This window comes from Sphingorhabdus sp. (assembly GCF_044239005.1).
GTDB lineage: Bacteria > Pseudomonadota > Alphaproteobacteria > Sphingomonadales > Sphingomonadaceae > Sphingorhabdus_B.
The window spans coordinates 1-11537 of the sequence record NZ_JBIICH010000070.1 but is presented as its reverse complement, the minus strand read 5'-3'; the positions used below and the strand labels follow the sequence as shown (position 1 = coordinate 11537).

Below are 11537 nucleotides of genomic sequence, written 5' to 3'. Positions count from 1 at the left end.
GCCTTGGTACAATTGCCATGCCCTTTTTCATTCCCGTGATCGCGGCCATCTGGGGGTGGCGAGGCGCGCTTATCTTTGGGGGCATCGGTGGCTTTGTCACGCTTGCATTATGGCTGTGGTTCGCACGCGGCGTAAAATTTGATGATCAGGCTGAAGATGCCAATCGCGACTTTTCCGATGGCGGCGCGCCATATGGGCCGATATTATTTGAACGGCGTACGTGGGCGATTGTCATCGCGAAGGCGCTGTCCGATGCAACATGGTGGCTCATAAATTTCTGGCTACCCGATTTTTATCGCAAGGAATTCGGCCTTACGACCAGCGAACTCGCAATACCTTTGGCCATCGCTTTTTTTGGCTCGGGCGCGGGGGCATTGTTCGCAGGCTGGCTGTCGACACGACTTTTGGAAGCGGGCTGGAGCGTCAACCGCGTACGCAAGACGATCATGCTGGGATCCGCAGCCATCGTCGTGCCGCTGCCGTTCGTACTTACGCTGGATTCATTTTGGCCGGTGGCGATCATGATGGGCGTCGTAATGGCCGGACATCAGGGTTTTTCCCTGTCGATATTTTCCATCATTACCGATGTTGTGCCACGCGCAAAGGTTGGCCGTGTAACGGCCTTTGGGGCTTTCATGGGGAATATGGGCGGCGCCCTGATCCAATTGGTGACTGGTGCCGTTTTGGCGGCGGGGCTTGGCTACACCCCTTTATTTATCTTTGCGGCTGTTTCTTATCTGCTGGCATTAGGCTGGCTGCACCTGTTGCTGCCCCATATCCGCCGCGCGGAAGGCGGGGTTGAACCCGCCCCCGCTTAATACCGGGGCGGCTTAACCAGCCTTGGCCAAGCCTTCTGCGTCCACAATGGCTTGCAGTTCGCCAGCTTCGTACATTTCCATCATGATGTCCGAACCACCAAGGAACTCGCCCTTGACGTACAGCTGCGGGATGGTTGGCCAATCGCTATAATCTTTGATGCCCGCGCGGATTTCCATATCCTGCAAGACGTCGACGCTTTCATAAGCGACATTCAGATGGTCAAGAATGGCGATCGCCTTGCTGGAAAATCCGCACTGCGGAAACAATGGCGAACCTTTCATGAAAAGGACGACATCATTGCCTTTGACGATCTCATCGATCCGTTCGTTAACGCTCATTTCAATACTCCAATAATCAGGGGGTGGCTGTTGTCAGCTGAAGGGCATGCAAGACACCGCCCATGCGTCCGCCCAGGGCGTCATACACGGCCTTGTGCTGTTTTACGCGCGGCATGCCGCGAAAGCTTTCGCTGACGACGCGCGCCGCATAATGGTTGCCGTCGCCCGCAAGGTCAGTGATTTCGACAAAAGCATCGGGAAGCGCGGCTTGTATCATTTCCTCAATTTCGTGGGCTTGCATTGCCATTATGCAGGCTCGATAAATTGACGGCGGGCTTCCACCATTTTGTCTTCGAGCGCAGCGCGGATCATCGCGTCATCCACGTCGATACCGGCTGATGTCAAATCGCCAAGTAGCTTACGGATAACGTCTTCGTCGCCCGCTTCTTCAAAGTCCGCCTGCACGACTGATGTCGCATAGGCTGTGGTTTCTTCGGGGGTCAGGCCCATTTTTTCGGCTGCCCACTGACCCACCAGCTTGTTGCGGCGGGCAGTAATCTTGAACAATAGGTCCGCATCATGTGCGAACTTGTTTTCAAAGGCTTTTTCGCGATTGTCGAAAGTTGTCATCATGCCGTTCCAATTTGCTGTTGTTCAAAGATAATGCCTGCATCGTCGCGCAACAAGGCCGGTCGTGTTAAATGTGTACAACCAGCTTTCCAACCGCTGCCCGGTCACCCAAGCGTGCGATTGCTGTTCCGGCGTCCGCCAGCGCGAAGGTTTCCGAAATGCGCGGCTTGATCTTGCCCGCTGCATATAGGTCAAACAGCTCTGCAATATTGGCATGATTTTTCTGCGGCGTACGTGCGGCAAATGCGCCCCAGAAAACGCCGCACACGTCGCAGCTTTTCAGCAATGTGAGGTTTAATGGCAATTTCGCGATCCCGGCTGGAAAGCCAACCACGAGAAACTTGCCTTCCCACGCAATCGACCGGACGGCAGGTTCGCTATAATCGCCACCCACGGTGTCATAAATGATATTGTAGCCGTCCCGGCCAGCGGCCGCTTTAAACAGCTCGGCGACAGCTTTGGACTGGTCCTTGTCGAACGGCTGGTGCGGGTAGACGACCACTTCGTCAGCGCCAGCTTCGCGCGCGATGTCTGCCTTTGCCTCGCTGGAGACACCGGCGACCACACGGCCGCCAAATGCCTTGGCCAGTTCAATCGCGGAAATCCCGATGCCGCCTGCGCCGCCAAGCACAAGGACATTGTCACCCGACTTCATATGGCCGCGATCCTTCAGCGCGTGGATTGATGTGCCATAGGTCATCAACAAAGCTGCGCCATCGTCAAAGGACATGGCGTCGGGCATTTTGAAGCAATTGAACGCTGCGACCGCGACTTTTTCGGTCAGGCCGCCATTGCCGCACAGGCCAATGACGCGGTCGCCAATGGCAAAGCCGGTCACGCCTTCGCCAATGGCTTCGACTGTGCCCGCAATTTCGCCGCCCGGCGCAAAGGGGCGCTCAGGTTTGAATTGATAGAGGTCGACAATCATCAGCGTGTCGGGAAAATTAATCGAACAGGCCTTTACCGCGACCACAACTTGGCCGGGGCCAGCGGTGGGTTCAGGCAGTTCGCCCATGACAAGTGTTTCTGGGCCGCCGCTTGCGGTTGATAATAAAGCGCGCATGTCTCTCTCCTAAACGGGGTTTGGCGCCAGCCAGGGCCGGTCCGCAGATAATTTGGCTTCGTACACCGAAATCGCGTCGCTGCTTTTCAGCGTCAGGCCGATTTCGTCTACACCGTTGATCAGGCAATGTTTACGGAATGGGTCGATTTCAAATTCGAACCGGTCCTGAAACGGCGTGGTGACGGTTTGTGTTTCCAGATCGATGTGAATGTCATCGGTCCGTGCGACTTCCATCAAACGGTCAATCGCCGCCTGCGGAAGGACGATAGCGAGCAAGCCGTTCTTGAACGCATTGCCCGAAAATATGTCGGAAAAGCTTGGCGCAATAACCGCGGATATGCCCAAATCGGCCATCGCCCACGCCGCATGTTCGCGGCTCGATCCGCAACCGAAATTGTCGCCAGCGATCAATATAGGCGCACCGGCATATTCAGGATCGTCAAATACGTTGCCCGGGACCGCGCGCAAGCTTTCGAACGCACCCTTGCCCAATCCAGCGCGGCTAATGGTTTTCAGCCACACCGCGGGGATGATCACATCGGTGTCGATATTCTTCAAACCGACGGGATAGGCCCGGCCTTCAACACGGCTTATCGCTTTCATGCCTTTAGTCCGTGTCCGTCTTGGGTTGATTGTGCGTCATCGGCGCAACTTCGGGCTCAGGTGACATTGGTTCCAGCTTTCCCTTTTTCTGGGTCAGGCTGCGGCGTCCTGCGTAAATCAACGCCGCCATCAATGCCGCCGAACCCACTGCAGCGCCAACCTTGGCTGTGGTCGACCATGTGTCGCCACCATCGGATTTTTTATTGGTCATAAGCCTCTTCCTTGATGCCAACTGCTTTAGCTTCGGCATTTGTGACAAGTAAAGGGAATAGCTTCACCGGCACCGCCGCATAGGCCAGCGGTGCCGCGCATGCGGCACCCTTAATTGGCGAACGCACGGACATCCGTTAGCTTGCCAGCAACAGCAGCAGCTGCAGCCATTGCCGGGCTCACCAGATGGGTACGCGCGCCTGGGCCTTGGCGGCCGACGAAATTCCGGTTGCTGGTTGATGCGCAACGTTCACCAGCGGGCACCTTGTCCGGGTTCATCCCCAAACAAGCGGAGCAGCCCGGCTCGCGCCATTCGAACCCAGCGTCGGTAAATATCTGGTCCAGACCCTCATCCTCGGCCTGTTGCTTCACAAGGCCACTGCCGGGCACGACAATCGCCCATTTGACATTTGCTGCCTTTTTGCGGCCTTTTAAGATTTCAGCGGCGGCGCGCAGATCTTCGATGCGGCTGTTGGTGCAGCTACCGATGAAGATATTCTGCACTTCGATATCGGTCATCCGTGTGCCGGGCGTCAGCCCCATATAATCCAGTGATTTGCGCGCGGCTTCCTGCTTGGACGGATCGGCAAAGGCGGACGGATCGGGGACGATGCCTGTAATCGGCAACACATCTTCGGGGCTCGTGCCCCATGTGACGCTGGGTGCGATATCCGCGGCATCAATCGACACGACCTTGTCATAGGTTGCGCCCGGGTCGGTCGCGAGTGTGCGCCAATAGGCAACCGCCGCGTCCCAATCTGCGCCTGACGGTGCCATAGGCCGGCCCTTGATATACGCAAAAGTGGTGTCGTCGGGTGCCACGAGGCCCGCGCGCGCGCCATGTTCAATCGCCATGTTGGAAATGGTCAGCCGCCCTTCGACGCTGAGCGCGCGGATAACGGATCCGGTATATTCGATGACATGGCCGCTGCCGCCTGCGGCACCAAGCACGCCCGTGATGTGCAGCACCACGTCCTTGGCGGACACACCTGCCCGCAATTCGCCCTCGACGCGGACTTCCATGGACTTTGAACGTGTCAGTTGGAGCGTCTGCGTCGCCAGAACATGCTCTACCTCAGACGTACCAATGCCGAATGCCAGCGCGCCAAGGCCGCCATGGCAAGCGGTGTGGCTGTCGCCGCACACAATCGTCGTGCCGGGAAGGGAAAAGCCCTGCTCTGGCCCGACAACATGGACGATACCCTGCTTGGCATCGGAGGCATTTATATAGTCGATGCCGAACTCCGGCGCGTTTCGCTCCAGCGCTTCCAATTGCTGGGCGCTTTCGGGGTCTGCAATCGGGATTGGTTGTCCGTGGCTGTCCAGACGCGCGGTGGTGGGCAGATTGTGGTCAGGCACAGCCAATGTCAAATCGGGTCTGCGGACACGGCGCCCTGCCGCCCGTAGGCCTTCAAAAGCCTGCGGACTGGTCACTTCGTGCACAAGGTGGCGGTCAATGAAGATCAGGCACGTACCATCGTCGCGTTGTTCGACGACATGGGCGTTCCAGATTTTTTCGTACAGTGTTTGCGGTGTGGACATAATAAAAATGCCATAGAACTGATTGCAACGAAATCAAGTGAGGTGACAATCGTTGCACTTCAATATTCGGTCATTTGCGTCTAATGGGAACAGCATGAGCATTATCAGCATCATCTTCATTGTGGTCGGCACCGTCTTCGTCATGGAATGGGTGGCGTGGTCGAGCCATAAATATATCATGCACGGCTGGGGCTGGGGCTGGCACCGTGACCATCACGAGCCACATGATAATGCGCTGGAAAAGAACGATCTTTATGGGATCGTCGGCGCGGTTACTAGCATCTCCTTATTTGCGATTGGCAGCCCTTTGTTGCTCGGTGAGAAAGCTTGGGAGCCTGCGACTTGGATTGGCCTTGGCGTGCTATTTTACGGCATCATCTACACTGTGGTGCATGATGGCCTCGTGCATCAGCGTTACTTCAAATATGTGCCGCGCAGTGGTTATGCCAAGCGGCTGGTTCAGGCGCATAAATTGCACCATGCCACCATCGGCAAGGAAGGCGGCGTCAGCTTTGGTTTCGTATTTGCGCGTGATCCTGCAAAGTTGAAGGCGGATCTCAAAAAACAACGCGAGGCCGGGACCGCAATAGTCCGCGACGCGGCGATTTAAGCTTCGGGCTGTCGCCAAATCCAGCCGAGACACAATATTGCAACGCCCAGTGGTATGAACGACCACGGCAATGCCAATGTGATCAAGCCAATCGCTATGCTGACGCCAAAGGCGACGGATGCCGACCATTTGCCGCGTCTGCTCACCACCCCTTTTTCGCGCCATGCAACAATATGATGCCCAAAGGCAGGGTGATTCATCAACCGGGCTTCAAGCGCCGGGCTGCTGCGCGCAAAACAAAAGGCCGCCAATATCATAAAGGGTACGGTCGGCAGCAACGGCAGCGCTATGCCAACGGTGCCAAGCGCCAGAGCGCACAGCCCACCAATCAGCCAGAGCTGCCGCTGTATCAATATTGATGGACCGCTTTGGTCACATAATAGCTGTCGAGACCTTCGGGACCGCCTTCGCTGCCAAAGCCGGATTCCTTGACCCCGCCAAAGGGCGCGTCAGGCATGGAAATCACAAAGCTGTTGAGGCCAACCATGCCGGTATCCAACGCATCGGCGACAAGGTTCGCCTGCCGCGCGTTTTCGGTGAAGGCATAAGCCGCAAGGCCAAAGGGCAGGCGGTTTGCCTGTTCAATGGCTTCGTCCAACGTCTTGAATGGCCGCATCAATGCAACGGGGCCAAATGGTTCATTGTCCATGACGTCTGCGGACATAGGAACGTCCGCGAGCACCGTCGGCTGAAAGAAATAGCCCTGTTCGCCGCGCGTGCCACCCGCCAACAGCTTCGCGCCCTTTGCCGTTGCATCTTCCACGAGGGCGGCGATGGCCGAGGGGCGACGCACATTGGCCAGTGGCCCCATGACGGTGCCAGCATCCAATCCGTTGCCGACCTGCACATTCTTCGTATGCGCAGCGAAGCCAGCGACAAAGCGGTCGTAGACGCCCTCCTGCACATAGAAACGCGTCGGCGAAATGCACACTTGTCCGGCGTTCCGGAACTTGGTGGTCGCCGACAAGGTGATAGCCTTTTCAAGGTCGCAATCATCGAAAATGAGCACAGGCGCATGGCCACCCAATTCCATCGTGGTCCGCTTAACGCCGTCTGCTGCAAGCTTCAGCAAATGTTTGCCCACGGGCACAGACCCTGTGAAGCTGACCTTTCGGATGATCGGTGATGCGATCAGGTGGCGGCTCACCATATCGGGAACGCCGTAAATCAGCTGGGCAACATTGCCCGGAACGCCGCCGTCGATGACGCACTGCATGATGCCGCTTGTGCTTGCTGGTGTTTCTTCGGGTGGCTTGGCGATGATCGAGCAGCCCGCAGCGAGGGCCGCAGCCATTTTCTTGCACATCAAATTGACCGGGAAATTCCACGGTGAAAACGCGGCGACGGGTCCAACAGGCTGTTTCAGCACAATCGCGCGTTGCCCCGTTGGCCGGACGAGAACGCGGCCATAGCTGCGCTTGGCCTCTTCTGCGAAATAATCAAACTGCGCGGCGCAGGATAGAACCTCGGTCCGCGCTTCGGCGAGTGGTTTGCCCTGTTCGGTCGTGAGCAGAACGGCGATGCCCTCAGCCCGCTCACGGATGAGATCGGCAACCTTATGCAATATTGCGGCGCGGGCATTCACATCAACGCCGCGCCAATAGGCAAAGCCCTTTGCTGTCGCAGCAAGTGCTTCATCAAGGTCTGCCGCAGTCGCCAGCGGCAGCTCAGCGAGCGTTTCGCCAGTGGCCGGATTTATGACGGTGTGGCAATCGCGGCCTTCGCCCTTGCGCCAGCTGCCATCAATATAAAGGCCTAAATCGGTAGTGTAGCTCATCGAATGTCCCGCAAATTTCTTGTCTTCTGCATGTAGGCGTCAGGTCGTGGGTTTGGAACCCCTTGCAAGCTTCAACAGCCAGAAAACCGGGAACCCAGCCAGCAATAAAGCAACGCCCCAGATCAAAGCTTCGGCCCCCGCACCATAGATCGTCCAGCAGGAATATAGTGCGGCGAGCAACAATATGGCTTTGAAACCCGCTTTGCCCGGCAACTGTCCTTTTGTCATCAAGCGGAACGCAGCGGCAGCGCACCCGAAATACATCACCAGAACAATGGCCGTGGTGAGTAAGATGAGAAATTCGAACATCGACGACATTGACCGGCTGCTGTTCATTAGGATGACCAGCGTCAAAAGTGTTGAGGTGAACAGATGGGCGTTACGCGGCGTACCATTGGCGCCTGCTTTGCCCAGAAATGCCGGGAACAGTCCGTCGCGCGCCAAAGCGGCGGGCATCTCGGCCTGACACATGATCCAGCCGTTCAACGCGCCAAGTGCGCTAATCGCGCCGACCGCGGCGATAGCGGTGCCGGCATTGGTGCCCGCATATATATTTACAAAGTCCGCAAATGGCGCCGCCGATACGCTGGTGATGGCGACAGGCAGCATCAGGACCACCGCGGAGCAGACGAGGATATAAATGATGCCAGCGCCGGCGGTTCCAAAAAGCGTCGCGCGGTTGATGGTGCGTTCGGGGTCCTGCACCTTGTCGGCAGGCACGGTCGCGAGCTCAAGCCCAAGCATGGCCCATAGGGTTAATATGGTGGCGGTGGAAATGCTGGTCGCGGAAATGTCTGCGGTCACAAATGGCCGGACAAGCGCCGTGCCTTGGGTCGCAAGGACATAAGCAGCAAGCCCGATCACCGCGACCAGAGGCAGCAGCTTTGCGATCGTCCAGACGATCTGAACTTGCCCCGCAAGCTTGGTTCCGCGAATGTTGATGAGCGTAAATGCCCAAATAATCGCGATCGTTACTGCCGACGATACGCCATGCGTTCCGACAACCGGAAACAACTGGCTCAGATAACTGACCGCAGCAGTGGCGATGGCGGCATTGCCGACCCACATCGATATCCAATAGGCCCATGCAATCGCGAAGCCCGCGCCGTCGCCAAAGGCCGCACGCGTGTAGGCATATGGTCCGCCCGCCTTTGGCAAAGCCTTACTTAAAGCGCCAAACACCGATGCCACGCACAATGCGCCACCTATGGTGATCAACCATCCAATAACGGAATTCCACCCTAGGGGCGCAAGGCTCGCGGGTAACAGGAATACGCCTGACCCAATCATGCTGCCCATGACGAGCGCAAGTGCCATCCAAAATCCCATCGGACGGCTTGCTTCGGCTGTATTCTGCGTCACTTAAATTCCCCTGTTTCGGTACCATAGCTGGCACGGAAAAAGGGCAAAAGCCAATCTTTGTTTAGGTCCTGACCCTAATGCGCGAGCAACACAGGGATTCCCAATTCGCCCAGCATGAACCGTGTCACGCCACCAAACAAGGTTTCGCGCCACCGCCCATGGCCATAGGCGCCCATGACGAGTAAATCGGGTCGCCACGCATTTACTTCATTCAGCAACCGTTCCTCTACGCTTTGATCACCCTTTGCCGCGACGGCTATTTCGGCGCGGACGCCATGGCGCGACAGATAGGTCGCTGCTTCGGTGACAGGGAATTCTTCGGGCACGGTTTCGACCTCTGCAATCCGCACATGTAATGCCGCCTGAAGCAACGGCAATGCTGCGCGCAACGCGTTGGCTGCTTCAAATCCGCCGTCATATGCCACCATCGCGCGGTCCCATGAGATGCGCTTTGTCGATGCGGGCACCGCAAGTACCGGCGTACGCGACGCTGTGACGACATCGCTGACCCATGCGCGCGCGGTGCCGGGTGTGCCGGCTTCATCCAGCGACATGACCAATATGTCCGCCAGTCGCGCTGCGTTAATCAATGCATCGGATGTCGTTCCGTCAAATATCTGCCAATCCCAGGGCACATCCTCCAATTTTAAATGCGCGTCGGTGCGTGCGCATAACTTTCCGCGCTCCGTTTCGGCTGCATCAAAGGCTTCGGCAATGAAATGCGCACCGCCGAACATGTCAAACGCCACATAATCCTGGGTTGGTCGGGGCAAGACAAGCGTCATATGCCCATTGAAACGGCGGGCAAGATCAAGCCCGGCCTGCAACCGGCTTTCAAAGGCTGCGTCTGCGCCAGCATGTACCATGATAGATTTCATCATCATTTCCTTTTCATATGCCAGAATAGGCCGACTCGGATTGATGCGATTGAGTGTAGGCCGATGCCGAGCAAAGTCTTTGATCGATATCAAACACCGCAAAATGCTTCCAAAGGCCGATATATTATGTCAGCGATGACGGATGGATGACGCGGGGCAAGCGAAGAACGATGTGATCGTGCGGGGCGCGCGCATCACCGATGCCCAAGCAATAGCCGACATTTATGCGCATCATGTTGTGAACGGCACCGCCAGTTTCGACACCGTGCCGCGTACGTTGGAGCAAACCGAACAGAAGATTGCGGACATTTTGGCCCATGGCTGGCCGTTCCTTGTTGCCGAGCGCGAAGGGGAGATATTGGGCTATGCCTACGCCACGGCATTCCGCGACCGGCCCGCTTATGGGTTTACCTGTGAAAACTCGATTTATGTGCGCGCGCAACATGTCGGGCAGGGGATCGGTGTCGCATTGATGCGCCGGCTGCTTGATGAGGCGCACGCATGTGGTTTTCGTCAAATGATTGCCGTGATCGGCGGCGGAGAGCCTGCGTCGGTGGCGCTTCATACGAAAATGGGATTCACTTTTGCCGGCCGGATGCGGTCGGTCGGTCGGAAATTTGGCCGCTGGCTTGACAGCGTGTACATGCAGGCCGAGCTTGGAGAAGGAGACCGGACCGCGCCAGCGCGCGAGCCGGGATGAAGGAGAGAAGATGATGGCAGAGTTTGAATTGGTCGCCGACGGCCTGCGCTTCCCGGAAGGCCCAGTCGTCATGCCCGACGGCAGCGTCATTTTGGTCGAAATCGCCGAGGGGCAAATCACGCGCGTGCGGCCCGACGGCAGCAAGTCGGTCGTTGCAAAGACGGGCGGCGGTCCCAACGGCTTGGCGCTTGGTCCTGACGGCAAATTATACTGCTGCAACAATGGCGGCTTTGAATATATGGAAGCCAATGGCTTTTTAGCGCCGCACGGCATTGCGCAGGATTATTCGGGCGGCCGGATCGAACGCATCGATATCGATACCGGCGCAGTCGAGATACTTTATAAATCGGGTGACTTTGGCTGCAGCCTGCGTGGCCCGAACGATATTGTGTTTGATGCGCATGGTGGGTTCTGGTTCACCGACCATGGCAAGATCGATTATGCCAAGCGTAGCCATGATGTCGTCGGCATCTTTTATGCCAAAGCAGATGGCAGCCATTTGGAAGAGGTCATCTTTCCGTCGAACAACCCCAATGGCGTTGGCCTGTCGCCCGATGGCAAGACATTATATGCTGCCGAAACCTATACGTGCCGGTTGATGAAGTTCAACATCACGTCGCCAGGCAAAGTTGCGCCGGATGCAGGTCCGGGTGGGCCAGGGATTCCCGTATATCGTCCAGCCGGGTATAAATTTTTCGACAGCCTTGGCATCGAAGCAAGCGGCAATATCTGCGTCGCGACGATTGGGGAGTGCGGGATCAGCGTGATTTCTCCGGATGGCGAGCTGGTCGAATTTGTCGCAACCGATGATATCTTCACCACCAACATCGCGTGGGGCGGTGACGATATGATGGACGCGTATATCTGCCTGTCGGGCAGTGGGCGTCTCGTTAAAACCCGTTGGGCGCGGCCGGGGCTTAAGCTGCAATATTGAGACTGGCATTGCATGACATTTAATACGGTAATTTTTGACTTCGGTGGGGTTATCACTTCGTCACCATTTGAGGCGTTTAACCGGATGGAGGCCGAACGCGGATTGCCTCAGGATTTCGTCCGCCGGGTCAA

General features: G+C 57.0%; 16 protein-coding genes and 1 pseudogene. 5 read left to right on the top strand and 12 right to left on the bottom strand.

What is annotated here, in order from left to right; all coding sequences use genetic code 11:
• Positions 1–818, top strand: an 818-nt coding sequence (locus tag ACILQA_RS06920; RefSeq protein WP_395629038.1) for an MFS transporter, incomplete at its 5' end; no start/stop codon positions are given.
• A 12-nt stretch (positions 819–830) separates the two neighbouring features.
• On the opposite strand, the gene grxD is transcribed toward ACILQA_RS06920, so the two are convergent.
• The 8 genes from grxD to leuC all read right to left on the bottom strand — a co-directional run bounded on the left by grxD (position 831) and on the right by leuC (position 5145).
• On the bottom strand, positions 831–1163 hold the full coding sequence (gene grxD / locus ACILQA_RS06915; RefSeq protein WP_395629040.1) for a Grx4 family monothiol glutaredoxin: 333 nt from the start codon (positions 1161–1163) through the stop codon (positions 831–833).
• A 10-nt stretch (positions 1164–1173) separates the two neighbouring features.
• Positions 1174–1404 carry a BolA family protein gene (locus ACILQA_RS06910; protein ID WP_395629037.1) on the bottom strand — a complete coding sequence of 77 codons (231 nt, stop codon included), beginning with the start codon at positions 1402–1404 and terminating at the stop codon, positions 1174–1176.
• Positions 1404–1727 (bottom strand): DUF1476 domain-containing protein, encoded by a 324-nt coding sequence (locus tag ACILQA_RS06905; RefSeq protein ID WP_324479171.1) that lies wholly within the window; start codon positions 1725–1727, stop codon positions 1404–1406. Before ACILQA_RS06905 ends, ACILQA_RS06910 begins: the two co-directional genes overlap by 1 nt.
• Before the next feature lie 67 nt (positions 1728–1794).
• Positions 1795–2790, bottom strand: a complete 996-nt coding sequence (locus ACILQA_RS06900) for an NADPH:quinone oxidoreductase family protein (RefSeq protein WP_395629036.1) — start codon at positions 2788–2790, stop codon at positions 1795–1797.
• A 9-nt stretch (positions 2791–2799) separates the two neighbouring features.
• A complete protein-coding gene (leuD, locus tag ACILQA_RS06895) occupies positions 2800–3393 on the bottom strand; it encodes a 3-isopropylmalate dehydratase small subunit (protein WP_292928798.1) in 594 nt (197 codons plus the stop codon).
• Positions 3394–3397: 4 nt separating this feature from the next.
• Positions 3398–3604 (bottom strand): isopropylmalate isomerase, encoded by a 207-nt coding sequence (locus tag ACILQA_RS06890; protein ID WP_333569677.1) that lies wholly within the window; start codon positions 3602–3604, stop codon positions 3398–3400.
• Entirely contained in the window at positions 3594–3731 is a 138-nt protein-coding gene (locus tag ACILQA_RS06885; protein WP_395629035.1) for a hypothetical protein, read from the bottom strand. The genes ACILQA_RS06890 and ACILQA_RS06885 overlap by 11 nt, the downstream gene beginning before the upstream one ends.
• Positions 3715–5145 carry a 3-isopropylmalate dehydratase large subunit gene (leuC, locus tag ACILQA_RS06880; protein ID WP_395629034.1) on the bottom strand — a complete coding sequence of 477 codons (1431 nt, stop codon included), beginning with the start codon at positions 5143–5145 and terminating at the stop codon, positions 3715–3717. Before leuC ends, ACILQA_RS06885 begins: the two co-directional genes overlap by 17 nt.
• A 94-nt stretch (positions 5146–5239) precedes the next feature.
• Between leuC and ACILQA_RS06875 the strand changes: the two genes are divergently transcribed.
• Positions 5240–5755, top strand: a complete 516-nt coding sequence (locus ACILQA_RS06875) for a sterol desaturase family protein (RefSeq protein WP_395629033.1) — start codon at positions 5240–5242, stop codon at positions 5753–5755.
• Here the strand turns inward: ACILQA_RS06875 and ACILQA_RS06870 are convergent.
• The 4 genes from ACILQA_RS06870 to ACILQA_RS06855 form a co-directional block, all read right to left on the bottom strand.
• Complete coding sequence (locus ACILQA_RS06870; protein WP_395629039.1) at positions 5752–6105, bottom strand: YbaN family protein; 354 nt, start codon at positions 6103–6105, stop codon at positions 5752–5754. The two genes, ACILQA_RS06875 and ACILQA_RS06870, sit on opposite strands and share 4 nt — an antisense overlap.
• Positions 6105–7532: an NAD-dependent succinate-semialdehyde dehydrogenase gene (locus ACILQA_RS06865; RefSeq protein ID WP_395629032.1), complete on the bottom strand. Its 1428-nt coding sequence runs from the start codon at positions 7530–7532 to the stop codon at positions 6105–6107. The genes ACILQA_RS06870 and ACILQA_RS06865 overlap by 1 nt, the downstream gene beginning before the upstream one ends.
• Before the next feature lie 39 nt (positions 7533–7571).
• Positions 7572–8894, bottom strand: coding sequence for an amino acid permease (locus ACILQA_RS06860; RefSeq protein ID WP_395629031.1), 1323 nt, complete (start codon positions 8892–8894; stop codon positions 7572–7574).
• Between the two features lie 74 nt (positions 8895–8968).
• A complete protein-coding gene (locus ACILQA_RS06855; RefSeq protein ID WP_395629030.1) occupies positions 8969–9778 on the bottom strand; it encodes a universal stress protein in 810 nt (269 codons plus the stop codon).
• Positions 9779–9914: 136 nt separating this feature from the next.
• On the opposite strand from ACILQA_RS06855, the gene ACILQA_RS06850 reads away from it, so the two are divergent.
• The 3 genes and pseudogenes from ACILQA_RS06850 to ACILQA_RS06840 form a co-directional block, all read left to right on the top strand.
• Positions 9915–10472, top strand: coding sequence for a GNAT family N-acetyltransferase (locus ACILQA_RS06850; RefSeq protein WP_395629029.1), 558 nt, complete (start codon positions 9915–9917; stop codon positions 10470–10472).
• Positions 10473–10485: 13 nt separating this feature from the next.
• Complete coding sequence (locus ACILQA_RS06845; RefSeq protein ID WP_324479167.1) at positions 10486–11406, top strand: SMP-30/gluconolactonase/LRE family protein; 921 nt, start codon at positions 10486–10488, stop codon at positions 11404–11406.
• A 12-nt stretch (positions 11407–11418) separates the two neighbouring features.
• Positions 11419–11537, top strand: a pseudogene (locus tag ACILQA_RS06840) (HAD family hydrolase); the annotation flags it as partial.